The following is a 26,566-nucleotide window of genomic DNA, read 5'->3' on the forward strand; positions in this document are numbered from 1 at the left end:
ATTCTTTTTCTTATCAAAAACAAATAATCGATTAAAAGCCCAGCCTTTATTTAGGTTGTTTTTTCTTCTATTGTGTCTAAGCCACTATCTCTAGTTTGATTTTGATAGTGTATGGTTTTCTCAATAATCCGATAGAAAAAGCTAAAGGATAAAAACGCCAATATCGTTCCGGTAAAGAATGGCCATAAAAACGTAAAACCAATGCTAATATAAATTAATATCGCAGTGACCATGACTACCCCAAGGGTTGAAATCGGTCGTCCAACGGACATGATGAAAGAATTTTTGATAGATTGTAAGAGCCGATCGTGAATATGAACGGTATAGCAGCAAAAATATAAAGTCCATGTTAGGAGAATCATCGTAAAAAAAGCATAGAGAACAAGAAATATAACGGACTGTTGACTGACAAAACTAATATAATTCATAATCCAGCCAGCCCACATAAGGGTAAACACGATTCCCCCTATGAAACTCCTGAAATAGTTTTCCTTATAATAACGAAGAAAGGAAGTGGCAATCGGAATATCGCTTTCTCCCATCACCCATTTCCGTACAACTCCAAACAAAGCGACAGTGGAAGGGAAAGAGAAAATTGGCACTAACCCCATGATTAAAAGAAGAATATACGTGATATTTAAATATTCAGCATTCAATAAGCTTAAACAAAAATATAAAACAGGAAGATTTAAGAAAATCCATATGATATTTGACCAAGCCAGTCTGACAACCCATAAGCATACTCGATATGTCCCACCCAAAACTCCTGAATTCATTACCCGTCCCTCCTTATTCCTTTTGTTTAAATGTAAGTGTAGTATTTTCTCCTGCTTTTAAATTTATTTTCCATGTATCTCTTTGATTATTGTTTAAAAACCAATTTCCTTTTTCTTCTTCAATTGAAAGAGAGATTTCCTGATTTATATCTGAAAGTAAGGTACAGGAAAGAATTCCTTCTTCTAAATCCCACTCCATAGTCGATATCTTCATTCGTTTACGACATAAAATGCCCTCGACTGCTCCCTTTGTTAAGTTCTTAGGGATAGCTGGCAGCAATTCAAGTTTCCCAGGCAATGAAAAAACCAGGAGATTTACCAGAAGCTCAGGAATACATCCATTTGCATCAACATTAAACACATTAAAATGGTCATAATGAGCTGTCATTAAACTAGGATAGATAGCTCCGCCAGCTGCCATCATCCGGATAATATCAATCACAACATCTCCCATTCCTAATCTGGCAGCCGATAATCCTGCATGCATACGGCCATGAGACGAGGTATCGGTGTCAGGGTTATATAGCCAATGTTCCATTTTTAGCTCCAATGCCCGTTTGGATGCCTCCCAAAGTTCAGGAGTCTCGGTATCGGAAAATTCATAGCTTTGAAAAAGCGGATATAGGTGAGAAAAATGCCGATGGTTATAGTTATCATCATGATTCCATACAGCCCACTCCTTCAATGCCCCATCCTCATTAATCAGGTACGGCGGCATTTTTTCTATCATTTGCTGCCAATGCGGTATAGATTCTTGATAAATTCCAAGCTCCCTGCAAGCCTCGATTGTATGATTTAAAACCTCTTTCGCTACGGCAATATCCTGAGTACTATTAAACGCGATTCCATTTTCAGCGGAATAAGAGGGATTAAAGACATATATTCCTTCTTCCTCATATAAAAAATCCTCATAAAAGGCTATGATTTCTAACATAAACGGTAATGCATGTTCTCGTAGGAACTGCTGATTTCCAGTATACAAATAATAGTCATACAGCCAATGAGCAAGCCATCCTCCCCCGCACGTCCAAAAAGCGCCAAAAAACGTATCGCATTCTCGATCTCCCCAGGAAGATTCTCCCCAGTGCAAATGCCTTCCATGGCTTGAAGCCCGAACACCTGAGAGAATGCCTCTACATCCAAAGAGCATCCTGGCATTATAACGAAAATCTTCCATATAAGAATCGAGCAGGGCTGTATATGGGTGAATGCCTTCAAGCATATTACAGCTAAAAACAGAAGCCATGGCCAATTGCAAATTAGTATCTAACGTATAATCAGATGACCAGGAAGGCTCCCATGTTCCCGTCCATATCCCCTGAAGATTTGGCGGACGTACACCGGCACTGCAGATAAACATATATCTTCCTGCATCAAATAATCTCTCTAATAATGCCGGTGGTACACTGGAAGTTTCCTTAACATCCGCCAGTAGTTGATCGGTACTCCAGCCTCTTTTTTCTCCGCCATTTAAATTTAAGGAGACACGGTTAAAGACTTCTGAGTGTTTTACTTGATGGGAATCGAATAATGCTTCATATGTATCGGAAAAACCGGAAAATAAGGACGATACTTCTCTCACCATATCTTCATTGTGTTCGGCGAATGGAATAATTTTCATTAATATCAGTAACTTACTGGCATTCCTTGCTTCAATTGAAGTAGGCGTGCACTGTATCGTTCCATCACAATTTTTTATGTGCACAAAGGTATAGTATCCGCCTTTTCCATGTACGTAATCATGAGTTCCAACTAACACGTCATTAGGGAGGCATTCATATCTAGACTTTATTAAAGGATGATTGTTTTCATCTATGGTTAAACAAGTTAACGGCAGATGTTCATCCATTTTAATACTTAATGCTATAAGCTGATCGGTTCTTGAGGAAAAAAGGCGGCGCTGAAACCTATTTCCATCATTCTCCCATGAAGAACCAATCTCTCCCTTTTCAAAATCTGTATAACGGCAGTATTCACGCAATCCTTCCGTTTGGCTTTGTTCAATATTTAGAAAGAATCCAGGATGGAATGGGTCTGTGTCCACGATTGTATGTCCCAGTTCTTCCCCTTTTTCAATAAAGAATTGATGGGATGCTCTATAACCATCACTCTTGCTGATTCTTCTCACATCTTCTAAATAAAAGGACATATCTGGCATGGTCTGTGGCGAGCCGGTTGGAAGAAATAATTCCGCATGGTTCACAATAATCGTTTCCTTGTGTGGCTGCCCAAAATGTATGGCTCCTAGCTCTCCATTTCCACATACATTCGCAAATTCCCACTTATCAGCAGGCTTATCGCTATATGTCCAATGCCTCCTGAAGCCTCTCAATGGTTCACTTCCCACTTTCCTTCACCCCATTCTTACTAAGAAGAGGACAGCTTCCTGTCCTCTCTCCATTAAATCTTAGATAAAATAACAACATCTCTGCCTGAGATTGCTATTGAACCGGAGTATTCCCGTTGATGAATCAAATCAAAATAGGAGTCATCCACCTGAATCATTTCCTCATTTTCATTATGGTTCAATATAAAAATGATCTCTTCACCATTCTTTTCGCGTTTTGATACTTCAACTCCTTTTGGAGCAGTAAGCACCGGCTTCACATTTCGCTCTCTACATACATTTGCCAGGAAATCACGAAGAAACTCAGGATCCACACTGGATGCAATATAGTAGGCATACCCATTACCATATTGATTCCGAGTAACTGCTGGCATTCCTTTATAAAAATCTTCACCATAGAAAGCTAATGCCTCAGCCCCTTCAAGGTGGAGAAGATCACAAAGCAATGAACATGAATAGGATGGCTGGTATATATCTTTTTGAGAGGAAGCCATTAAAATATGATTCGTTTTTCCAGGCGGCAAAGCATCAATTTCTTCCACCCAAATCCCAAGTAAATGACGCAAATGGCCTGGATATCCTCCTCCTATGACTAAATCATGTTCATCGACTATGCCGCTGAAAAAAGTAGTGATAAAGGAACCCCCATTTTCAGTAAACGCTTCCGCCTTCTCTTTAAAACCAGCCTTGGTCATATAGAGAACGGGCGCAATGACAACCTCATACGAGTTAAAATCATCATTCTCAGCTATGATATCAACCTGAATATTTTGCTCAAATAACGCATGATAAAATTTCCATACCTCTTGTTCATAATTCAAATCTCTGCTTGGACCACTTGAAAGTTCCACGGCCCACCAGTTATCCCAGTCAAAAACAATCGCGACTTTCGCTTTCACTCTTGAATCGATAATTGTATCCCCAAGTGCAGTCAATTCTTTCCCCAGCTCAGCGCACTCTTTAAATACACGTGTATGTTCGTGTCCGGCATGATCAATTACGGCTCCATGGAATTTTTCACAGGCGCCAATAGAGCGACGAATTTGGAAAAACATCACACTATCTGCTCCATGAGCGACAGCCTGAAGACTTTGCAGGCGCATGACACCAGGCCGCTTTAGCGCATTATATGGCTGCCAATTTGTTACACTCGGTGTTTGTTCCATTAACATGAACGGTTCTCCTTGCTTCAACCCTCGCATTAAATCATTCCGCATTGCTTCCTTACTTACCGGAGATCCTACCTCAGGATAATTATCCCACGAGATAATATCCATATAGTTCGCCCACTTTTGATAATCTAACGGCTTGTATGTTCCCATTAAATTAGTGGTTACCTTTATATCAGGAGTGTATTTTTTGATAATGTCATATTCCAATTTATAGCATTCCAGCATACTATCAGAGTTAAAACGGCGATAATCGAGTGAAATCCCCTGAAAGGCTGTGTAATCTGAGTTTCCTAAATGCTCACTTAAATTATTTGGCAGGACAATTTCATCCCAGTCATAGAATGTATGTCCCCAAAATCGTGTATTCCAGACCCGATTTAATTCATTCAACGTGTTATATTTTCTTCTCAGCCAAACTCGAAATGCCTTTTCACAGTTTTCACAATAACAATCCCCTCCATATTCATTAGAGACATGCCATAGTGTGAGAGCAGGATGGTTTTGATAACGCTTAGCAATTTCCTCTACTAGTCTTGCTGAAAAGTGGCGGTAGGAAGAACTGTTCGGACAAGAATTATGGCGTAATCCAAATTTTCGTTTTCTGCCATCAAAATCCACACGTAACAAATCATTATACTTCCTGGCCATCCAAGCTGGATGAACAGCCGTACTTGTTGCTAAACATGCATAAATCTTATTTTCTGCCAACAAATCCATCACTCTATCAAGCAATGAGAAATCGTATTCATCCTCTTTAGGCTGCAGCATAGCCCAGGCAAATACATTAATTGTCATGATGTCTATATCTGCGAGTCTTGTAATCCGCATATCCTCCTGCCAAATCTCTTCAGGCCATTGTTCAGGATTATAATCTCCGCCATAAACAATTTTTTTAATTTGTTGGTGAATCATAGTTCAATCACTACCCTATTTTCATTTGGATGGATACATACACCCTGTTCTGTTTCTATACTTTCCCCGCCCTTAACAGCTAAGACGCTTTTTCTATTTCGAATGACGAGTGAATATGGTTTGGAAACTCTCTCCCCTTCTACGATTAACGTATTACCTGAGCGGGAAATCGTAATCCTGCACACATTCTCACCATTTTGGTTATAGATATGTGAGTTTACGGTTTTACCTTCTTCCAGTTCAAATAAATGAAAAGTTACTTCCTCTGCATAATCATAAACTGCTGTAGAATCAACAGAGCCTACCGCAATAAGAGAGTTTGGTTTTGCCATTAATGGTAATGTCATATACCCATGTTCCTCCGCCTGCCATGTTCCTCCGTCGACGACCTCATTTGTCAGGAAGTTTGTCCATTTACCCTTTGGCAAATAGTATGTTACTTTTCCATCTTCATTAAAGATTGGAGCAACTAATAGAGAATCTCCTAACATATATTGGCGATCTAAATAATGGCACGATTCATCCTCCATATATTCAAGGATCATAGGCCTCATCATAGGAACACCGGTTTCCGCTGACTCACGTGCCATTCTGTATAAATAAGGCATTAATGAATTTTTTAATTTTGTAAAAGTTCGTGTGACATCCACCGCTTCTTCATCATAGATCCAAGGAACCTTATATTCAGTATTACCATGATAACGGCTGTGAGAGGATAACAAGCCAAATTGAGTCCAACGCTTATACAAATCAGGTGTAGCTCCATGTTCAAAGCCCGCAATATCATGGCTCCAGTAACTAAATCCTGATAAGCCGAAAGACAAGCCCCCTCGTAATGATTCTGCCATTGATGGATAAGTGGACCAGCAATCTCCGCCCCAATGGACAGGGAATTTCTGGCTTCCAACAGAAGCTGATCGGGCAAAGACAGCTGCTTCTCCCTTTCCAAGCTTTCTTTCTAATAACTCATAGACGATTTTGTTATATAAATACGTATAGTAATTATGCATTTTCTGCGGGTCAGAACCATCATGATAGACAACATCCGTAGGAATCCGCTCACCGAAATCTGTTTTAAAGCTATCTACCCCCATATCAATTAAAGCTTCAAGCTTTTCCTCAAACCATTTGCATGCTTCAGGATTGGTGAAATCTACAACCGCCAACCCCGGCTGCCACTTATCCCATTGCCAAACATGTCCATCCTTACGCTTAATGAAATAACCATTTTCCAGTCCCTCTTTAAATAATGGAGATTTCTGTCCGATATATGGATTAATCCACAAACAGATTTTTAACCCTTTATCCTTCAGCCTTTTCAACATGCTTTCCGGTTCAGGAAAAACGCGCTTATCCCACTCAAAATTACACCATTCAAATTCCTTCATCCAAAAGCAATCAAAATGAAAAACATCCAATGGAATATCTCTTTCCAGCATTCCATCGATAAAATGATTTACAGTCTCTTCGTCATAATCTGTTGTAAATGACGTACTTAACCATAGACCAAATGTCCATGCCGGTGGTAGGCTTGGCTTCCCTGTTAAAGTTGTATACTTTTCTAGTACATCCTTCATTGTCGATCCATTTATAATAAAATACTCCAGGCTTTCACCTGGTACACTAAATTGTGCTTTAGAGACTTTTTCTGATCCAATCTCAAATGATACTTTCTCTGGATGGTTCACAAAAACTCCATAGCCTTTATTACTTAGATAAAGCGGTATATTTTTATAAGCTTGTTCACTGCTTGTACCGCCATCTTCATTCCATATATCAACCGTTTGTCCATTTTTCACAAACGGTGTAAACCTTTCTCCTAATCCATAGATTAATTCCCCAACATCTAATGTTAATTGTTCTCGCATATAGGGCTCTTTTTTATCAGTCAAAATATAGCTCATCCCCATACTTTGACTGGATACAATTCGTTCATCCCCAGAAAAGAAATCAATATTCCAATCCCCTTTTTTTCTAATAGAAGCCCGCAGATTTCCGCTCTGATACGATATCTCTTCATCCGCTTCCTCTATATAAACGTCTGGATTCTGTTTTGCCAGTTCAAATTCCGGCCCTCTCATCGGTGCTCCAATATGATGAAGCAGTTTGACAGAAATAACATCCTCAAGAGGTGAAGATAACTCAATGGTCATTAACCCTCCGTCCAATGTTTTTCCTCTATGTAGAATTTTTGTAAACGGAGCAAAAATCGATAGTTTATTATCATCCTTTTCCACATCGTAGACTTCCATTGGATAATGAAGCTGATAGCCTTCCTTATCCAGCCAATTCCCATTGCTAAATTTCATATATAATCACCCTTTTCAAAAATTGAGTTGCAGCATACCTCTTTAAAAAAGTAGATCAAAAAATCGAATTTGAGTAATCTGATTAGAATGAGCCAATTGCATTTACCTGTTACTAAATTATTAGAACTTTCATCTGTCGAACAAAATTAATGCGCTTACATTTTTTTATATCAACTAGCTCTCTTCCATTTTACAGAGGGAAATCAGGAGTGAACACCCTGTGAATTAAAGAAAAAATCAGGACAAAATTAGATAGAATGGCGAAAAGTGCCTAGAGGCTGAGTTTGCAGTAATCTTATTATTATTAGATAGTTGTTCATCATGGGGATAAGGATAATGGGGAAAACCAGCTTTTAACCCTCTTTCAAGTTTGAAGGTAAATCATGAAGTTACCTTGAAATTTAAGTATAAAAAAGAAGAGCATAGGCGCTCTTCTTTATAGCAAATTATAATATAATCCACCACAAAAGCTGGATTCTTAATAAAAAGGGCCTATCCAAATTCGGATAGGCCCCTTATCATCTAGAGTTTTATTTCAATTCACCTTTAATCAAAGTCAAGAACTCATCAAATGGCATAGTCTCTGATTTCTGTTCTCCATACTTACGAACGTTAACATTACCATTTTCTTGTTCCTGGTCTCCCACCACAAGCATGTAAGGGATTTTTAGCATTTGAGCTTCACGAATCTTATAGCCCATTTTTTCATCGCGTAGGTCTACTTCTACACGTAAACCTGCACGTTGAAGGCTCGCTTCAATTTCTTTTGCATAATCAAGATGAACATCCGGAGATACTGGAATTACCTGAACCTGAACTGGTGCTAACCAAGTAGGGAAAGCTCCTTTGTATTCCTCAATTAAGAACGCAACGAAACGTTCCATAGTTGAAACAACCCCACGGTGAATAACAACTGGGCGATGCTGTTTGCCGTCTTCTCCAACATACGTAAGGTCAAAACGTTCAGGCAGCAAGAAGTCAAGCTGTACTGTGGAAAGAGTCTCATCTTTTCCAAGCGCTGTTTTAACTTGAACATCCAATTTAGGTCCGTAGAAAGCGGCTTCGCCTTCTGCTTCGAAATAGTCAAGACCCATCTCATCCATTGCTTCTTTCAGCATGGATTGAGCTCTTTCCCACATTGCATCATCATCAAAGTATTTTTCTTTATCCGCCGGATCACGGTAAGAAAGACGGAAGGAATAGTTCTCCATGCCGAAGTCTTTATACACTTCCAGAATCAAAGTAACAACACGTTTGAATTCATCTTTTATTTGGTCAGGACGTACAAATACGTGAGCATCATTTAATGTCATTCCACGTACCCGTTGCAGGCCTGCCAATGCACCGGACATTTCATATCTATGCATCATACCCAATTCAGCAATCCGAATTGGAAGCTCACGATAGCTGTGAATATCGTTTTTATAAATCATCATGTGATGCGGGCAGTTCATTGGACGAAGAACCAGCTGTTCATTATCCATATCCATTACTGGGAACATATTTTCCTGATAGTGATCCCAGTGGCCGGAAGTTTTATAGAGGTCAACACTTCCCATGATTGGTGTATACACATGGTCATAGCCAAGCTTTTGTTCCTTATCCACAATATAGCGTTCAATGACGCGGCGAATCGTTGCACCTTTTGGAAGCCATAACGGAAGGCCTTGTCCAATTAATTGAGAGTTCATGAATAAATCAAGCTCTTTCCCAATTTTACGGTGATCACGTTCTTTCGCTTCTTCTAACAGACGTAAATGCTCGTCCAAATCTTCTTTCTTGAAGAATGCAGTTCCATACACACGTTGAAGCATTTTATTATCGCTGTCTCCACGCCAGTAGGCCCCCGCAATATTCAATAGCTTAAATTCTTTAATTTTGCCAGTTGAAGGTACATGAACACCTCGGCAAAGGTCAAAAAATTCACCTTGTTCATAAATCGTTACAGTTTCCTCTTCAGGAATCGCATCAATCAATTCCAGCTTATACTCATCGCCAATTTCTTCAAATAGACGCTTCGCTTCAGCACGGCTGACTTCTTTACGGACAATATCAATATTCGCATTAATGATTTTCTTCATTTCTTTTTCGATTAAAGGAAGGTCTTCCGGTGTAATGGATTTCTCTAAATCCATATCATAATAGAAGCCGCCTTCAATTACTGGGCCTACACCGAATTTAACATCTTTATAAATACGTTTAACTGCCTGTGCTAATAAATGCGCTGTACTGTGGCGCAATACCTCCAGGGCTTCCGGTTGATCCGGAGTCACAATCTCTACTGACGCATCCTCTGTAATTGGTCGGCGCAAATCATATAATGCTCCGTTTACCTTTCCTGCAATTGCTTTTTTCTTTAATCCAGAACTAATGGAAGAAGCAATTTGCTCAGTTGTAATTCCAGATTCAAATTCCTTTACCGCGCCATCTGGAAATGTAATTTTGATCATTTCAGCCATGTGAGCCACTCCTTTTTCTACATAATAAAAAGCCCGTCCCTGATAAATTAAGGGACGAGCTATTGTATACTAAACAAACCCGCGGTTCCACCCAAATTCCGGTGCTGATGGTTCAGCTTTTCCGGCACTTGTATCTTTTAACGGAGTTCCCGTCAGCCAATAATCACCCAAATATGTTTTCCTGGCTGAAGTTCAAAGGCGGTAAGCATTTCAAGTCTATGAGGAAGCTTGCAGCCACTGGCTTCCCTCTCTGTTCACAGCTTTTTAAAACACTCATGTCCTTATCGTAACCTATCGATTATAAACTTGTATGTAGGTTATTATAAAAGCTTATGAGGACAAAAGCAAGTCACTTTCTATTCTTTTATCATTATGAACGCTCTTCTACCTTTTTAACCTGTTCATGGAAGTAACTGATTCGGAATAAAAGGATTCTTTCCTCGAAAATTTTCCTCAATGTAGTGATTACACGATTATCTTCATCATCCGCATAAATATGAATTCGTTTCGGTGCTAAGGAAACCAGCGGTGCAATGGTGTTTGAATCAATAAACATAGGATTCTCAGCCATCAATTTACGGTCAATCACTTTAAGAATATCTTGTTTAGAAATTGGCTCAAAATATCGATTATAAAATTGAAATTCTTCATGATAAACTAAATGAATTTCATCAATCTGTGGATTCCGCTCCTCTATCAATCGTCTTAGCACAGAGATAAATTCCTGATAATCCTGCTCAAGCTTATACTCATCAATCGCAAATCCAACTAATGTAACAAGCGATTCATGGATATCCCTTAAACGGAAATTCCATAAGGATCGAAACGAAAAATCAATTCTTTGTTTAACTACTTCCTGCAGGAGATACTTGACTTGTTTTTTTAATTGTTCTGAAAGGTGATGGCTACCGCAGTAGGCAGCTTCACCATCCCACATGAGCAATGCGATTTCTGCAATCTGGCTAATTTCATCTTCATCCTCATATAAAAAGCGTTCCCGAATCACATCCCGAATTTTGCATTCCAGATGATAGGTAGAGAAAAATGTATATAAAGCATCAATGAGTGCGTGACAAAAAATTTCCTCCTGATCCGGGTCCCAAAGAAAGGAGACAGACTTTTGGCCATCCTTATGAACAGAATGAATTGCCTGTCGGATAAAAAAATCGCTGTTCTTAAATCGAACATGCCAATTAGCCTGTTCTTCCTGTGAATCAAAATACATCGTAAGCAACCCTATCCCTCCAGACTATCGGAACTCCTAGTTTTATGTATATGGGACATGGCAACCCTTTAGAATGGATGGATAAAATTAGATGTAAAATAAAAGCATCATGGCAGACTGTACAGAGCCGCTGTACTATTGCCTACATATCATATGAATTCCAGTCAATTTATTTCATGCCAGGTCTGTTAGCTTATTAAGGAATAGTAATATCTAAAAAGAGACAGCCCCTTTTTTGCGAGCTGCCTCTTTGCCAAACCTTTTATTCTCTTTAATCTCTGCGATTTTTTCCGTCCATTTCAATTGGCTCCGTTAAATTACGGACTCTCTCCATGATCCTTTTACCTTTAACCAGTTCTTCATCTCCACGCTGAGAATACGTGAAATGGTGTTCCAATTGTTTCATGTTAAAATTGGAGGTAAAAAAGGTTGGAAGATTTTCATGCATTCGATATTGAAGGATCGGTCCCAGTACATCATCACGCGACCAGGCACTCATCGTTTCTGCTCCAATATCATCAATCATCAAAATAGGAACTTCCTTTAAGGCATCCACCTTTTGGTTATAGGAATTTTCCGCGAAGGACCCTTTTAATTCTCTTAAATATTCAGGCCAGTACACAATATGTGATGAAACGCCCTCTTCAGACAGTGCATTTGCAATCGCACCAAGCAAATAGGTTTTACCTACCCCAAATTCACCGTATAAATAGAGCCCTTTATGACCAGCACCATTTATATATGAGTCAACAAAATTCTTTGCCTTTTCGACTGCCTCCACACGTGCTTCGGTCGTATACTCATCCCAAATCAAATTAGAAAAAGAAGCCTCCACAATTTCTTTTGGTACATGGCTGGCACGGATCAGCTTACGTAATCGATTCTTCTCTTCCTGCCTGCGTTTTTTATGACAGGGTTCATACCGAACATCAATCCGTTTCCCCTGAATAAACAGGTGCGGATGATGACCCTGAAGAAGATTTTTACATTCAGATAAAGAAGGACATTCGTCACATGTCTTCGTTTGAGTGGAGAACTCGTAGAGCTTATTCATGCTTTTTTCAATCATGTCGCTTGTCAGCTGACTGCTATGTTCATTTATAAATAAACGGACATCAGGATCTTTTAAAACAATATTTCTCATTTCATCCAATCTTTGTTGAAAGTTCTCACGCTTCCCGAGCTGATTCAGTGCATCCTGTATATTTTTCATTCTTATACACCTCCTGTTTATTTAGAATTTTCATTTTGCAATTTTTCCTTGAGCTTTCTTACCCGCTCAGCAATTTCAGTGGATTGGGCAACTGGCTCTTTCTTCTTTGTTTCATCCAGCCAATCAGGAACGATTTCCTTCCTCGCATTACCCGATGTACGGCGTGTTGATTTATTTGTTTTCGTCTTTTTCTCATTAGCCCAGGTTTGGTATTTCTTATGCTCACTCAAAGCCATCTCATAGGCTTCACGTACGGTGGTGATATTTTTCCTCGCCCAGTGCGAAGCAATTGTCTCCACATAGTTTGATTGCAATTTCATATCTGATTTTAACATGACATAGTGCAGAAGGACATTAACGACTCCAGGAGGAAGTTTTTGATTGACCATGACCTTTTCTACAAGTGCCAAATCATTGTCGGAAGGCATTGCTCCTTGCGAAAGGCTGACTAAAAACTCCAATGGAGAGGTTGTTTCAAAGGTATACAGCAAATGCTCCTCGGGTGTTTTAGGTTCTATGATCGTACGTTCATACTCAGGCTGTTTCTGTTCAATCAGTGTCGGCATTTCTTCACCATGATTGATGTGGAAAAACTCTCTGGCACATTTTCTGAGTTCGTCTATATCAATTTCATTATGTTGATTTTGACAGCGTAAAATCAACTTGCTCATATCCATTACATTAATTTTATATAAATACGACAGCATCGCGATGGATTCCATCACATTTGGAGTAAACGCTTTTCTCGATATAAAGCTATTTTTAGCCGTCGCAAATAATAACTCGAAATCAAATTGCTCCATTAAATTATGGCTATATCCCTGTGGGTCCTTTGAGAAGAATTGCATGTTTTGATCAGTTTCCGAGCTGATGATTTCTTTTGGATTGCGAAATTCAGATGCAAACACTTCATTGAACGATTGTGTTATTTCCTCATAATCATCCGGTATACGTTTATCCGCAAACATCGTGAGCAGCCGTTCGTAATGTCTCTCTTCTAGTTTTTGCTTCAGATAAATAGGCAGCAAATCATCATGGAAAAATTTATCCGGACTTAAAGGACAAAGAATCTCATAAATAAAAACATTACCTTCCGGAGTTGCTTTTTTATATGTTTTTAATAACCCGATTCCTTCAAGCCTTTTTCGGTATTGAAATATCTCATCCAAAGGTAAACCAAGTACATCCATTAACCAACGATGTGTCGTTTGTCTGGAATACATGTTACCTGTATTGACTTCGTTTAATAAGGTCATATACAAAGAAACAGCCAATCCTCCTACAAGTGGCTGATATAAATATTGAATCGATTTATGGTCCATTTCTGATAGCTTTTCTTTATATAGTACAACATATCTGTCTTTAGGATTTACAAACTTCCATGAAAATTGCATTGTCTACAAACCTTTCGTACTTCGGGTTTTTATAGTTGAAAAAAGAGCTAAAGAAACTGTCTTCAGCTCTACTTAATCCTCTTTTTTCATTAATTCTTTCAATTCGTCAATAAAGACATTTATATCCTTAAATTGACGATACACAGAAGCGAAACGGACATAGGCCACTTCATCCAACTCAGCCAGCCTATCCATAACCATTTCACCTATTAAATCACTTTTTATTTCAGAAAATCCTTGATTTCTTATTTCTTTTTCAACATCAGTTGCAATCTCTTCCAGTTCTTTAAGAGCAACATGACGCTTTTCACAAGCTCGGATTAAACCTCTTAGGATTTTTTCTCTGCTATATTCTTCCCGTGCGCCATCTTTTTTTACCACAATTAGCGGAATTTCTTCTACCTTTTCAAATGTAGTAAAACGATAACTACAGGATTCGCATTCTCTTCTTCTACGTATTGAACGTCCTTCATCCGCAGGGCGGGAATCCAGCACTCTTGTCCCATTATGTTGGCACGTTGGACATATCATAGATTAGCACCGTCCTTTTCTATAGTTCTATCTTATTAAAACAAATCGAATAGGACAAGTCTGTTTGCATAAAATGCTATTTTTTATCTATGATACGGCCAATACTATCGGAGAAAAGTAAATAATGGGCAAGTAAAGACGTTTGCCACAAAAAAAAGAGATGCATATGTACTGCACCCCTAAAAGTTAGAGTTTGAATCTAGCTTTTTTGAGTCAACACAAAAGGACATCTCTTAAATATTTTTTATTTATAATGCTTTAGCAAGAACATGGCTGACAGCAACAGGACCCATGCCTCGCGGGATTTCAATGTGTTCCCTAACCTGAGCGTTTAAGGCTTCAGCTATAAAATCAGCAGCCACATTAGGATCTAAGTCACCGCATGTATATACATCAATACTCGCATAACCATGTTCCGGAAAACTATGAATGGTTAAATGTGATTCAGATATAATGACTACTCCGCTTACTCCCTGTGGCGCAAACTTATGGAAGGCTACTTCTCTAACTTCAGCTCCAGATCGTAAAGCAGCGTCCACGAATATTTGTTCAATCTGATTAACATCGTTCAATTTAGATAAATCACAGCCCCATAATTCAGAAATGACATGACGACCTATTGTATGCATGTTCAATTCCCCCTTTAGCATTTAAACGAATTATAATTATCTTCGTTTCTGGCCTTTACTACCACGGGGGAAAGTTAGTCCTGAGAGGTCCTAACCCTTTAAGTAGTACTGCCAGGATGATGAAGTTTACGACATTTAGTATATATGGTTTATATTTCAAAAGCAATCATACAATTCAATATTAGTTAATAATTACCACTAAATGTACATTAATTGTTTTTCTTAGTTTATTCTAGAATATGAATCAAAGAACGGCCTGAACCGCCTTTTTTTTCAGAAAGACAGCCAGACCGTAATAGATATTGTTTATTATTATTAACTTACTTTCACCTTATCCTCCTGAAGAAGGCGTGCCACATGGTTTACTAATTCTACCACTCTGCATGAGTATCCCCACTCATTGTCATACCAGGCAAGCACTTTCACTTTATTTGCACCAATCACCATTGTTGAGAGTGCATCTACAATAGCCGAATGTGGATTCGTATTAAAATCAATCGAAACAAGCGGCTCTGTGCTGTATTGGATAATACCGGCCAATGATCCTTCAGCTGCTGTTTTAAACGCTTGATTGATTTCATTAACAGTAACTTCTCTTTTTAAATCTACTACCAAATCAACTAAAGAGACGTTTGGAGTTGGTACTCTCAACGCAATACCATGGAGTTTTCCTTTTAAATGAGGAAGCACCAGTGAGAGTGCTTTGGCTGCTCCAGTTGTGGTAGGTATGATACTTTGTGCACAGGCACGAGCTCTGCGTAAATCTTTGTGCGGGTTATCGATATTATTTTGATCATTTGTATATGCATGAACGGTTGTCATAAGACCATTGTCAATTCCAAATTGTTCATCGAGTACTTTTACAACAGGAGCGAGACAGTTAGTTGTGCAGGATGCATTAGAAATAACAAGGTGTTTATTGATATCCAATGTATCCTCGTTAACACCCATTACAATCGTGACGTCCTCATTCTTCCCGGGAGCTGTTAAAACGACTCGTTTTGCACCGGCATTTAAATGAAGAGCTGCTTGATCACGATGATTAAATTTCCCAGTTGCTTCGATTACGATATCAATCCCAAGATTTTTCCAAGGCAGGAATTCAGGATTGCGATTATTTAGCAAAAGAACTTTTTTACCATTTATCAATAAATGATCATCCATAGCATGTACATCACCATTAAATGGACCATGATTCGTATCATATTTAATTAAATGTGCTAATGTTTCAGGCGGATAGCTAGCATTAATGGCTACGATTTCAAGATGCTCATCCAATATTGCTTTTCGGAAAACCATTCTGCCAATTCGGCCAAACCCATTGATAGCAACTCTTGCACTCATTTAACTTCCTCCTATATATAAGTTATACTTATTATAAAAATGATGTAATTAGTATAACACATTTAATAAAATGCTGCATGGTTTAAATACCCAAATTATCCAAATTAAATGGTACTTTATACAAAAAAAGACTATCCCAGGGTCGTTATCCCTCAGATAGCCTTTCTATTGGTTATACATTCAATTGTTTAATTAGATCAATGAGTTGCTCTTCCGTCTCAAAAAATTCTCCGTTATTGTCAACAATATAATCGGCCAATTTTTTCTTATCATCAATTGGCATTTGTGCTCGTATTCTCGCAAGTGCTTCTTCCTCAGTAAAATGATCCCGCGCCATTAATCTCTTTAACTGGACCTCGGGCTTTACATACACAAGAATAATACCCTCTACCATATGCGTCAAATTACTTTCAAACAATAGGGGAATGTCCATGAAAACGAGTTCTTTCCCCTGGTGTAACGCTTTCTCCGTTTCTTCCATCATCCATTTCCTGACTGCCGGATGAACAATTCCATTTAACATTTGCCGTTTTTCAGAGTTTGAAAATACGATGGAACCTAATTTTTTTCGGTCTAATGTCCCATCAGGTAAACAAATATCCTGACCAAATACATTTTTAATTTCCTCTAATGCTGGCATACCAGGCTCGACGACTTTTCTAGCTGCGATATCTGCATCAATAACAGGGTAACCCTTGGAAATGAGCCATTTGCTGACGCTGCTCTTTCCACTGGCAATCCCTCCTGTAACTCCGAATATTTTCCCCATAGCATTCCATTCCCTATTAAATTATTTTGGTTAACCCAAGAAAAATAAGTACTAAACCCGGAATAAATGAAAAGACCTTTGCCATAATGGAATCCTGCAGATATTTTCCCGCTTTTATACCCACAGTCATTAATAAAGCACTCATACCAAAACAGAGAGTCACCTGAATAAACAGGGGATAATGAAGTATACCAGCACCTATTCCAGCTCCAAATCCATCTAATGATAAGGCTAATCCTAGAAAGAAAGCCTCTAATCCAGTAATGGTCCCGGAACGGTCAAAGTCTGCACTTAATGGCTTTTTAAGTATATGAATAACCAGCCCAATAGACTTTATTTCTAATTGGAATAAGGTTCTTTCATCCACATAGGGACAATTATCTTCATTTCGCTTGAAGTAACTTGAAAGTGTCCAAATTCCAAGCACCAGCAAGATAAATCCTCCTAGCTTACCGGTCCAGGAATGTGCCATCAAATGCTCGCTTAACGATCCCATTAACATACCGAATGCTAGGCTTAATGCAGAGCAACCGGCAATGATGATGATGGAGCGAATCGGTATACTTACTTTTCGCATTCCATAGGTTATTCCCACACCGCAACTATCCAGACTCACTGCCAATGCCAATAATACTATTGATGCTATGTGCTCCATTTCATAGGGACTCCTTTCCATAATCAATACCCTACTATATGAAAGGAGCCCATCTTATGTTCATATTCAGTTAGGCTAATGGCTGACATTCAGGACAGTAGATGGTCCCTCTGCCTCCAACAATAATTCTTTCCATGTTTGTTCCGCAAATTTTACAAGGCTGTCCTTTTCTCGAATATGCAAACAGCTCGAGCTGAAACATGCCGATTTGGCCCTGTGAATTCACATAGGATCGTACTGTACTTCCACCTTTTTCAATGGCGGTAGCAAGAGTTTCCTTAATGGATGTATATAGTTTTTCTATTTCCTCTTTTGTCAATGTGGATGCCGGCCGTTCAGGATGGATACCGGAATGGAACAATGCTTCATCCACATAGATATTACCAAGACCTGCAACTACTCTTTGATCCAATAATACCGTTTTTATAAAACGATTTGTCTTACTGAGTGCTGTGCTTAAGTAATCTGGTGTAAATTCATCTGAAAAAGGCTCAGGTCCTACTTTTGAAAGTGGCAATACTTCCAATTCTGTCCCCTTTGTATGCAGATGCATCGTGCCAAACTTACGGACATCTCTGTATCTCAATTCCGTTTGATCCGTAAATTTGAATATAACATGCGTATGCTTATCTGCCGGTTCCGTTTCATCATAAAGACCGTATTTCCCTTCCATCCGTAAATGGGAAACAAGACTGTAATCATCTAAATGGAAAATCAGGAATTTACCTCGCCTCCCAATCTCATGAATGGTTTGCCCTTTTAAAAGCATACGAAACAGTTCAGCATCATCCGGCTCTTTTATAATTTTTGCCCAGCGTATATCCACATCATCAATTGTTTTTCCAAGTACCAAAACTTCGAGGGTCCTTCTGATTGTTTCGACCTCAGGTAATTCAGGCATACCTTTTCACCCCTTTTATTCCTATTTAGCATCATACCAGGTGTTGCCAAAAGAATAGTCCACTTTTAATGGAACCGCTAATTCAATTGCATTTTCCATTTCTTCCGGAACAATTTTCTTTAATATATCCAACTCTTCAGGTGGCGCCTCAAAAATCAATTCATCGTGCACCTGAAGCAGCATTCTAGTCTGTAAATTTTCTTTCTTTAATCTGGCATTCATTCGAATCATCGCCAATTTGATAATATCTGCAGCACTGCCCTGAATTGGTGTATTCATAGCTGTTCTTTCTGCAAAACCACGAACATTGAAGTTCCGATTATTAATTTCAGGTATATATCTTCGGCGCTGCAATAAAGTACTTACATATCCATTTTCCTTCGCCTCTTCTACAATATCCTTCATGTATTGCTGAACACCAGGGAAGCTCTCTAAATAGCGATCAATAAAGATTCCAGCTTCTTTTCTGGTAATTCCAAGACTTTGCGATAGTCCATAATCACTGATACCATACACAATTCCAAAGTTCACCGCTTTAGCCTGTCTTCTCATATTTGATGTCACCTGATCAGCATCCACATGAAATACATCCATAGCCGTTCTTGTGTGGATGTCCATATCTGAGTTAAAGGCATCTATCAGGTTTTCATCTCCCGCTATATGGGCCAGAACACGCAGTTCAATTTGAGAATAATCAGCCGCAAAAATGACCCAGCCTTCTTCAGATGGAACGAAAGCCTGTCTGATTTTTTTGCCTTCTTCAAGTCTGATCGGAATATTTTGCAGGTTAGGGTCTGTTGAACTAAGTCGTCCAGTTTGAGTTAATGCCTGATTGAACCTCGTATGAACCTTCTGATCATCATGTATAACTTTTAAAAGTCCCTCAATATAGGTTGATTGCAATTTCCCCAGCTGTCTATAATGAAGAATTTCCCGGACAATACTATGCTTGCTCTCTAATTTTTCAAGTATATCTGCTGATGTGGAATAGCCTGTCTTCGTCTTTTTAATAATAGGTAAATTTAATTTTTCAAACAGGATAACTCCAAGCTGCTTCGGTGAATTAATATTAAAGGATTCACCGGCCATTTCATAAATTTTAGCTTCGATGTCCTTTAATCTGCCTGCAAGTTCAGCTCCCATTTCTTTCAAACGGTTCTCATCGACCTTCACACCCGTAATTTCCATTTCAGCCAGGATAAGAGCAAGCGGCAGTTCTAGATCCTGCAGCAATCCTATTTGATTGAATTCCTCCAGCTGTCTTTCCAGGCTTTCCTTAATCAGTGTTAACGATAAAGCTTTCCGGGCAATATGCTCACCCAATTCAGCAACCGGCGGAATTGAACGTTTCGCTCCTTTTCCATAAAAACTCTCATCTGTTTGAATATGTCCGGCATTATGTTTTTTAGCAAGATCCGCCATATCAACATCCGGTTCAGCTGGATTTAAAACATAGGATGCCAGATAAACATCAAATTCAATTCCTTTTAAAGCAATCCCATCATGGCTTAATGCCACAATACTTTGTTTGGCATCATACACTGTTTTTTTATATTCAGGATTCTCTGCCCACTCTTTGAAAAGAGGGGATCCTGCAGCCTTGTCCTTATCGATAAAGAATGTTCCATTTTCATTTGAAATAGCTATGCCAATTACTTTTGCAGTATGATAATTCGAATCAAGCAGTTCTAGATAGAGTGAGGACTCTGCTGTCAGCATATCTTCCGTCACTTCTTCCACTGCCTTATAGTCAATCTCTTCAAGGACGGCCATCTCTTCTTTTGCAGCTGGTTCCATTTTTTCAATTAAGGTTGCAAATCCAAGCTCCCTATAGATAGACAGCAGCTTTTCCTGGTCTGCACCCGCATAATCAATTGATTCAAGCTCTACCTCAATTGGAGCATTTGTTTCAATTGTTGCCAACTGCTTACTTAAAATAGCTTGGTCCTTGAATTCTTCCACTTTTTCTTTTAGTTTTTTTCCGCTGATTTCATCAGGGGAAGCCACTACCTTCTCAACTGTTCCAAATTGATTCAACAATTTTAAGGCAGTTTTCTCACCTACACCCGGGATTCCAGGAATATTATCTGAAGCATCCCCCATTAATCCTTTTAAATCAATTATTTGATTCGGCGTTAAGTTATACTTTTCACGAATATGCTCCGGTGTATAATCCTCCATATCCGTAATCCCTTTACGGGTAATACGTACAGTCGTTTTATCCGTAGCAAGCTGGGTTAAATCTTTATCGCCGGAGATAATTTGTACTTCATAATCCCCTTTTTCAGCTTCAAGAGCAAGTGTTCCGATAATATCGTCGGCTTCATAATTCGTTAACTCATAGCGAGAGATTCCGTATGCATCCAGTAATTCTCGAATAAAAGGAAATTGCTCTGATAATTCAGGTGGCGTCTTTTGACGTCCGCCTTTGTATTCTTTATATGTACTGTGTCTGAACGTTGTTTTCCCGGCATCAAAAGCAACTAATATATGAGTAGGATTTTCCTCTGAAATGATTTTGTTGAGCATCATCGCAAAACCATAGATGGCATTTGTGTGTACACCCTTCTCGTTATTCAGTAATGGCAATGCAAAAAACGCCCGATAGGCAATGCTGTTTCCATCGATTAAAATCAATTTTTTCTTCATGGTTACCTCCAGTATCCATATATATATTTTCATTAACATATAGCATAATTTAAATACGGCCACCGAATCATTCATCATAACAGGTGTGCCTTATAAATGCTTTTATCAGGATTTGAGACATTTTACTGATTCAGGCCTGATAAAAACCGTCACTTCACTTATCCACTCTATTTTATCATGACTAGAGTTTGAAAGAAAAATGACGGTTCAGTTCTATTTATTCAATTACACCGGTTTGGATTTGTCATAGGACTCTTTTAAGCTGGAAGTCATCAGGCCTATGTATGCTTGGCCTGGTATTTAGGAAGTATGATTGTAAAAGTGGTTCCTACATTCTTTTGGCTTTCTACCGTTATTTCTCCCTCATGTGCCTCCATAATATGCTTAGCTATTGCAAGTCCCAATCCCGTTCCTCCTGATTCCCGGCTACGGTCTTTATCCACTCGATAAAATCTTTCAAATATACGAGGAAACTCCTTTTCCTCTATGCCAATTCCGGTATCCTCGATAGCAATATAAATTTTATCAGATTCTTCTTTTGCAGTTATTTGTACTTTCCCATATGACGGGGTATAGGAAATCGCGTTACTAACAAGATTAAGGCATACTTGTTTAAGCCTGAATGTATCTGCTTCACACATAATAGGCTTTTTAAAATCCTGGATCTCGAACTGAATATGTTTCTTCGATGCTTTTTTCTCAAGCATGGCATACGTATCGGATAAAACAGGAACAATATCAATTTCCTGTATATCGAGCCGGAAGCCTTGTTGCTCCACTTTTGAAAGCTCCAGTAATTCCTTTATTAAAGCCTGCAGCCTGTCGCTTTCCTTTAAAATAATAGATAAGAAGTGCTCTAATGCCTGCGGATCATGCATGGCTCCATCAAGGAGCGTTTCCGAAAATCCCTTAATAGATGTAACCGGTGTATTCAGTTCATGAGACACATTGGCAACAAATTGTTTCCTTACTGACTCTAATTTCTTTAGCTCAGTGATATCATGGAAAACAAGTAGAATACCCTTCCATTCTCCCTTAGGTCCCATAATTGGTGCACCGTATACCTCAAAATTCTTCCGCTCAATTCCAATCGTCAATACGATTTGTTTCTTTAATTTTTGTTCAGCCATAAAGATTTCTTCAATAATCGCATTAATTTCTTCATGTTTGATCACTTTATAATAGAGTTCAGATAAATATTCTTCTTCCTCTACCTTGAAAAGATCAATATAGGCATGGTTAATCATACTGATAAACCCTTTATCATCGATTAATAACAGGGCGCTACCCATATTTTCAATCAGTGTACTCAATCTGTCTTTTTGGATTTCATGAGCAATTTTCATTTCCTGCAAATTTCGGGCAACAGTATTAATAGAATGATTAAGAATTCCATTTTCATTATTTCTACCGACATAAGAACGGGCCCGATAGTTACCTCTCGTTAATTCCAGAGCAGCTTTTGTAGCACTTTCTATAGGAATCGCAAACTTCTTGATTAACTGAAATACAAACAGGACGATCATCACACAGGCGAATCCCAAACAGCCCAAGAGTATAAACCATACTTTTGTATATAGAGAGGAATCTTCATTTGAAACCAATATGAAATGGCCTGTTTCCCCAGTATCCAACGAATAATCGTCCATATAGTAATAGGATGGCCCTGTTCTGATATCGGATTTCTTTCCTATTTGCTTGTCCGTTCTTATATCTCCCATATATTCTGTAAGGGATGCTGAATCATCCCAGTTTTTCCAGCCCGAAGGCTTGTCTGTTTTATACAGGATACGCCCTTCCTTATTCATGATTAGAAAGGATGAGCGCAAATGATTGTTCAACTTATTAGACTTCATCTCTAAATCATTGCCGTTATCAGCATCACCCAGGTATAGAGTTACCAATTGCCCTTCTTCCTTAAGGTGATTCATTACAGACTTATCATAATAATAAAGAAGTAATTTCCCAATTAACAAACCAAAGCATAGAAGTATAATAATAGTGATGGCTGCTATCTCTGCAGTTATTTTAAGCTTGAACTTTTTCATTGCCTTGGTTCCTCAAGTTTATATCCCAACCCGCGTACGGTTTTAATATAATCAGGCTTTTTCGTATCTTGTTCAATTTTTTCACGCAAGTGACTAATATGGACATCGACAATTCGAGTATCTCCGGCAAAATCATAGTTCCATATCACATTAAGGAGCTGATCTCTTGTCAGAACTCTGGATTTATTCCTCGCAAGATACTCTAACAGCTCAAATTCCTTCGGAGTTAGCTCAAGTAACTCCTCTCTCATATATGCTTCATATCTGTCCGGATATATTTGTAACTCTCCAATTCTCAAATTGCTTGTTTCTTGTTTTTCTAAAGAAGTATCCTGCCCGGAATTTCCCATCCCAGCTCTCCTAAGGAGAGCCTTCACTCTGGCCACAACTTCTCTCGGGCTAAATGGCTTTGTCATATAATCATCTGCTCCCAATTCTAGCCCAAGCACTTTATCAAATTCCTCATCCTTTGCTGTTAACATAAGAATTGGAGTCATAATTTTATTTTGTCTCAAGATTTTACATACCTCAATGCCATCCAGTTTAGGCAGCATCAAATCTAGAATAATGATATCTGGTGACTCAGCTATAGCCATTCTTTTACCTGTCTCACCATCCATTGCTTTAATAACCTGATAGCCGGCTTGTTCCAGATTATAGGTTAGTAAGGTAATAATTGATTGTTCGTCTTCCACTACAAGGACTTTTTTACTCATTGGCCCCTCCTGCTATTTTTTCACTATACTAACCATTATATATGAACATACGCTTTTGGGTAGTCTAGGATACGTCACTAACCGATTGCATTATTTGGGATACCCCCATATAGTCTCTCCTGGAAAATGCAAAAAAAAATCGGAAAGTAATACTCTCCGATTTATATAATAAGACTATTAAGCAAGTACAGACATAACGTTTCGAACTGCTTCAGCAGATTGATCCAATGCTGCTTTTTCTTCATCAAGTAATTCAAGCTCAATTACTTTCTCTATGCCATTTGCCCCCAAAATAGTTGGAACACCTAAGTATATTCCGCTATATCCATATTCACCTTCCAAATAGGCTATTGCAGGAATCACTCTCCGCTGATCCTTTAATACAGCTTCTGCCATTTCTACAAGTGAAGCAGCAGGGGCATAATATGCACTTCCATTACCAAGAAGACTAACAATTTCTCCGCCGCCTTTTCTCGTCCGTTCGACTATTTGCTCTAGACGTTCCTTTGGCAGAAGAGCTTCTAAAGGAATGCCGCCAGCATATGAATATCGAACAAGTGGTACCATATCATCGCCGTGTCCACCCAACACAAAACCTGTTATATCCTTAACTGACAAATTTAATTCCTGAGCGATAAATGTACGGAATCTAGCCGTATCCAATACACCCGATTGACCGATCACACGATTTTTGGGGAATCCGGTTTCCTTAAATACCGTATAGGTCATTGCATCAACTGGATTAGTAAGAACAATAATATAACTGTCAGGAGAATATTTTACAATCTCTTTAGCTACTGAGCGCATAATGTTTTGGTTCGTTTGAACTAGATCATCCCGGCTCATCCCTGGCTTACGCGCAATTCCTGCAGTAATAATAACCAGATCAGAATCCTTTGTATCCTCGTAATTTGATGTTCCAGTAATGGATGCATCAAATCCCATTACAGGGCCTGCTTCTGCCATATCTAAAGCTTTGCCCTTTGTGGGATTTTCCAATTGCGGAATATCAACCAACACTACATCCCCAAGTTCTTTTTGAGCTAAAAGAAACGCGGTCGTTGCTCCTGTAAAACCACTGCCAATGACAGATATTTTTTTTCGGTTAAATACCATTCGAATTTACCCCCAGTTTTTAAAAGGGGTAACCTTTTTCGAGATTACCCCTTTCGTGAATTATTAATCCATATTTTTTATGAGCTCATCAGCAAATTCAGAACATTTCACTTCACTCGCTCCATCCATTAAACGGGCGAAGTCATATGTAACCACTTTTGTTTCTATCGTTTTTTCCATTGATTGTGTAATCAAATTAGCAGCTTCAGTCCAGCCCAGATGCTCAAGCATCAATACACCTGATAGGATTACTGATGAAGGATTCACCTTATCAAGACCAGCATATTTAGGTGCTGTTCCGTGTGTTGCTTCAAAAATTGCATGGCCTGTAACATAGTTGATATTGGCACCAGGCGCAATACCTATTCCACCAACCTGTGCTGCAAGAGCGTCAGAGATATAATCTCCATTTAGATTCATGGTTGCAACTACATCAAATTCTCTTGGTCTTGTTAAGATTTGCTGCAGGAAGATATCTGCAATGGAATCTTTAACAATAATTTTACCAGCTGCCTCTGCATCTGCCTGTGCTTTGTTTGCAGCCTCTGTACCTTCTGCTTCTTTAATGCGGTCATACTGTGCCCAAGTGAATACTTGATCACCGAATTCTTCTTCAGCAACTTCATAACCCCAGTTTTTGAAGGCTCCCTCTGTAAACTTCATGATATTTCCTTTATGAACAAGCGTGAGGGATTTACGTCCTTCTTTAATTATATAATTAAGTGCAGCTCTGACAAGACGTTTTGTGCCTTCTTCAGAAATCGGCTTGATTCCAAGTCCGGAAGTCTCAGGGAAACGGATTTTGGAAACACCCATTTCTTCACGCAGGAAGGTTAATAATTTTTTAACGTCATCAGATCCTTTTGCATATTCAATTCCTGCATAAATGTCTTCTGTATTTTCACGGAAGATAACCATATCCGTGTCCTGTGGTCTTTTAACCGGTGATGGAACTCCATTAAAATAACGAACCGGGCGCAAGCAAGTATATAAATCAAGTTCTTGGCGCAAAGCTACATTTAAAGAACGAATACCTCCGCCAACCGGTGTTGTAAGCGGTCCTTTAATCGCGATTAAATATTCTTTAATAACGTCAAGCGTTTCTTTAGGAAGCCATTCTCCTGTTTGATTAAATGCTTTCTCACCAGCAAGTACTTCTTTCCAAACTATTTCTTTTTCCCCATTGTATGCTTTGTTTACTGCCGCTTCCAACACTCTTGATGCAGCTGCCCAAATATCAGGACCTGTTCCATCCCCTTCAATAAATGGTATAATCGCCTGGTTTGGCACTTGCAGTACTCCATCGACAACTGTGATTTTTTCTCCCATACTCATTCAAATCCCCTCCAACATCAATATACAAGGTTAGTGAAACAGTCCGTTTCAGCTAACCTTTTCTCT

Annotated in this window: 19 protein-coding genes; all 19 read right to left on the bottom strand. The window is 38.8% G+C overall.

All coding sequences use genetic code 11. The annotated features are described in order from the left end of the window. Positions 1–50: 50 nt before the first annotated feature. Complete coding sequence (locus tag A8L44_RS16220) at positions 51–776, bottom strand: YesL family protein (protein ID WP_066108846.1); 726 nt, start codon at positions 774–776, stop codon at positions 51–53. A gap of 13 nt (positions 777–789) precedes the next feature. Further along, entirely contained in the window at positions 790–3,123 is a 2,334-nt protein-coding gene (locus A8L44_RS16225; protein ID WP_077248179.1) for a glycosyl hydrolase family 95 catalytic domain-containing protein, read from the bottom strand. A 53-nt stretch (positions 3,124–3,176) separates the two neighbouring features. After that, positions 3,177–5,207 (bottom strand): beta-galactosidase, encoded by a 2,031-nt coding sequence (locus A8L44_RS16230; RefSeq protein ID WP_066108847.1) that lies wholly within the window; start codon positions 5,205–5,207, stop codon positions 3,177–3,179. Continuing rightward, a complete protein-coding gene (gene yicI / locus A8L44_RS16235; RefSeq protein WP_066108851.1) occupies positions 5,204–7,516 on the bottom strand; it encodes an alpha-xylosidase in 2,313 nt (770 codons plus the stop codon). Before yicI ends, A8L44_RS16230 begins: the two co-directional genes overlap by 4 nt. 530 nt (positions 7,517–8,046) lie before the next feature. Next, positions 8,047–9,975: a threonine--tRNA ligase gene (thrS, locus tag A8L44_RS16240; RefSeq protein ID WP_066108853.1), complete on the bottom strand. Its 1,929-nt coding sequence runs from the start codon at positions 9,973–9,975 to the stop codon at positions 8,047–8,049. A 370-nt stretch (positions 9,976–10,345) separates the two neighbouring features. Further along, entirely contained in the window at positions 10,346–11,200 is an 855-nt protein-coding gene (locus A8L44_RS16245; RefSeq protein WP_254654738.1) for a putative sporulation protein YtxC, read from the bottom strand. A 271-nt stretch (positions 11,201–11,471) separates the two neighbouring features. Beyond that, the gene (gene dnaI / locus A8L44_RS16250; RefSeq protein ID WP_066108861.1) at positions 11,472–12,413 is read right to left on the bottom strand and encodes a primosomal protein DnaI; all 942 of its coding nucleotides are present in this window, start codon (positions 12,411–12,413) and stop codon (positions 11,472–11,474) included. 17 nt (positions 12,414–12,430) lie between these two features. Further along, positions 12,431–13,807: a replication initiation and membrane attachment family protein gene (locus A8L44_RS16255; protein WP_066108866.1), complete on the bottom strand. Its 1,377-nt coding sequence runs from the start codon at positions 13,805–13,807 to the stop codon at positions 12,431–12,433. 72 nt (positions 13,808–13,879) lie between these two features. Next, positions 13,880–14,338, bottom strand: a complete 459-nt coding sequence (gene nrdR / locus A8L44_RS16260; protein WP_066108869.1) for a transcriptional regulator NrdR — start codon at positions 14,336–14,338, stop codon at positions 13,880–13,882. Positions 14,339–14,586: 248 nt separating this feature from the next. Beyond that, entirely contained in the window at positions 14,587–14,967 is a 381-nt protein-coding gene (speD, locus tag A8L44_RS16265) for an adenosylmethionine decarboxylase (RefSeq protein WP_066108871.1), read from the bottom strand. A 315-nt stretch (positions 14,968–15,282) separates the two neighbouring features. After that, positions 15,283–16,311, bottom strand: a complete 1,029-nt coding sequence (locus tag A8L44_RS16270; protein WP_066108875.1) for a glyceraldehyde-3-phosphate dehydrogenase — start codon at positions 16,309–16,311, stop codon at positions 15,283–15,285. Positions 16,312–16,483: 172 nt separating this feature from the next. Continuing rightward, positions 16,484–17,080 carry a dephospho-CoA kinase gene (gene coaE / locus A8L44_RS16275; RefSeq protein WP_066108877.1) on the bottom strand — a complete coding sequence of 199 codons (597 nt, stop codon included), beginning with the start codon at positions 17,078–17,080 and terminating at the stop codon, positions 16,484–16,486. 16 nt (positions 17,081–17,096) lie between these two features. Beyond that, positions 17,097–17,735, bottom strand: coding sequence for a sporulation membrane protein YtaF (gene ytaF, locus A8L44_RS16280; RefSeq protein WP_066108879.1), 639 nt, complete (start codon positions 17,733–17,735; stop codon positions 17,097–17,099). Positions 17,736–17,805: 70 nt separating this feature from the next. Then, positions 17,806–18,636 carry a DNA-formamidopyrimidine glycosylase gene (mutM, locus tag A8L44_RS16285; protein ID WP_066108883.1) on the bottom strand — a complete coding sequence of 277 codons (831 nt, stop codon included), beginning with the start codon at positions 18,634–18,636 and terminating at the stop codon, positions 17,806–17,808. A 21-nt stretch (positions 18,637–18,657) separates the two neighbouring features. Then, complete coding sequence (polA, locus tag A8L44_RS16290; protein WP_066108886.1) at positions 18,658–21,285, bottom strand: DNA polymerase I; 2,628 nt, start codon at positions 21,283–21,285, stop codon at positions 18,658–18,660. Positions 21,286–21,563: 278 nt separating this feature from the next. Further along, on the bottom strand, positions 21,564–23,333 hold the full coding sequence (gene pnpS / locus A8L44_RS16295) for a two-component system histidine kinase PnpS (RefSeq protein WP_066108890.1): 1,770 nt from the start codon (positions 23,331–23,333) through the stop codon (positions 21,564–21,566). Then, entirely contained in the window at positions 23,330–24,049 is a 720-nt protein-coding gene (locus tag A8L44_RS16300; RefSeq protein ID WP_066108894.1) for a response regulator transcription factor, read from the bottom strand. The genes pnpS and A8L44_RS16300 overlap by 4 nt, the downstream gene beginning before the upstream one ends. Before the next feature lie 177 nt (positions 24,050–24,226). Then, complete coding sequence (mdh, locus tag A8L44_RS16305) at positions 24,227–25,165, bottom strand: malate dehydrogenase (RefSeq protein ID WP_066108897.1); 939 nt, start codon at positions 25,163–25,165, stop codon at positions 24,227–24,229. A 63-nt stretch (positions 25,166–25,228) separates the two neighbouring features. After that, positions 25,229–26,500 (bottom strand): NADP-dependent isocitrate dehydrogenase, encoded by a 1,272-nt coding sequence (gene icd / locus A8L44_RS16310; protein WP_066108900.1) that lies wholly within the window; start codon positions 26,498–26,500, stop codon positions 25,229–25,231. Positions 26,501–26,566: the final 66 nt, after the last annotated feature.

This window comes from Bacillus sp. FJAT-27986, assembly GCF_001685035.1.
Classification (GTDB): Bacteria; Bacillota; Bacilli; order Bacillales; family Pradoshiaceae; genus Pradoshia.

What these genes read in the sequence shown, in the direction of transcription:
- A8L44_RS16220 (WP_066108846.1), bottom strand. Translation starts at nt 776, where the DNA reads ATGAATTCAGGAGTTTTGGGTGGGACATATCGAGTATGCTTATGGGTT.
- A8L44_RS16230 (WP_066108847.1), bottom strand. Translation starts at nt 5,207, where the DNA reads ATGATTCACCAACAAATTAAAAAAATTGTTTATGGCGGAGATTATAAT.
- yicI (WP_066108851.1), bottom strand. Translation starts at nt 7,516, where the DNA reads ATGAAATTTAGCAATGGGAATTGGCTGGATAAGGAAGGCTATCAGCTT.
- thrS (WP_066108853.1), bottom strand. Translation starts at nt 9,975, where the DNA reads ATGGCTGAAATGATCAAAATTACATTTCCAGATGGCGCGGTAAAGGAA.
- A8L44_RS16245 (WP_254654738.1), bottom strand. Translation starts at nt 11,200, where the DNA reads ATGTATTTTGATTCACAGGAAGAACAGGCTAATTGGCATGTTCGATTT.
- dnaI (WP_066108861.1), bottom strand. Translation starts at nt 12,413, where the DNA reads ATGAAAAATATACAGGATGCACTGAATCAGCTCGGGAAGCGTGAGAAC.
- A8L44_RS16255 (WP_066108866.1), bottom strand. Translation starts at nt 13,807, where the DNA reads ATGCAATTTTCATGGAAGTTTGTAAATCCTAAAGACAGATATGTTGTA.
- nrdR (WP_066108869.1), bottom strand. Translation starts at nt 14,338, where the DNA reads ATGATATGTCCAACGTGCCAACATAATGGGACAAGAGTGCTGGATTCC.
- speD (WP_066108871.1), bottom strand. Translation starts at nt 14,967, where the DNA reads ATGCATACAATAGGTCGTCATGTCATTTCTGAATTATGGGGCTGTGAT.
- A8L44_RS16270 (WP_066108875.1), bottom strand. Translation starts at nt 16,311, where the DNA reads ATGAGTGCAAGAGTTGCTATCAATGGGTTTGGCCGAATTGGCAGAATG.
- coaE (WP_066108877.1), bottom strand. Translation starts at nt 17,080, where the DNA reads ATGGGGAAAATATTCGGAGTTACAGGAGGGATTGCCAGTGGAAAGAGC.
- ytaF (WP_066108879.1), bottom strand. Translation starts at nt 17,735, where the DNA reads ATGGAGCACATAGCATCAATAGTATTATTGGCATTGGCAGTGAGTCTG.
- mutM (WP_066108883.1), bottom strand. Translation starts at nt 18,636, where the DNA reads ATGCCTGAATTACCTGAGGTCGAAACAATCAGAAGGACCCTCGAAGTT.
- polA (WP_066108886.1), bottom strand. Translation starts at nt 21,285, where the DNA reads ATGAAGAAAAAATTGATTTTAATCGATGGAAACAGCATTGCCTATCGG.
- pnpS (WP_066108890.1), bottom strand. Translation starts at nt 23,333, where the DNA reads ATGAAAAAGTTCAAGCTTAAAATAACTGCAGAGATAGCAGCCATCACT.
- A8L44_RS16300 (WP_066108894.1), bottom strand. Translation starts at nt 24,049, where the DNA reads ATGAGTAAAAAAGTCCTTGTAGTGGAAGACGAACAATCAATTATTACC.
- mdh (WP_066108897.1), bottom strand. Translation starts at nt 25,165, where the DNA reads ATGGTATTTAACCGAAAAAAAATATCTGTCATTGGCAGTGGTTTTACA.
- icd (WP_066108900.1), bottom strand. Translation starts at nt 26,500, where the DNA reads ATGAGTATGGGAGAAAAAATCACAGTTGTCGATGGAGTACTGCAAGTG.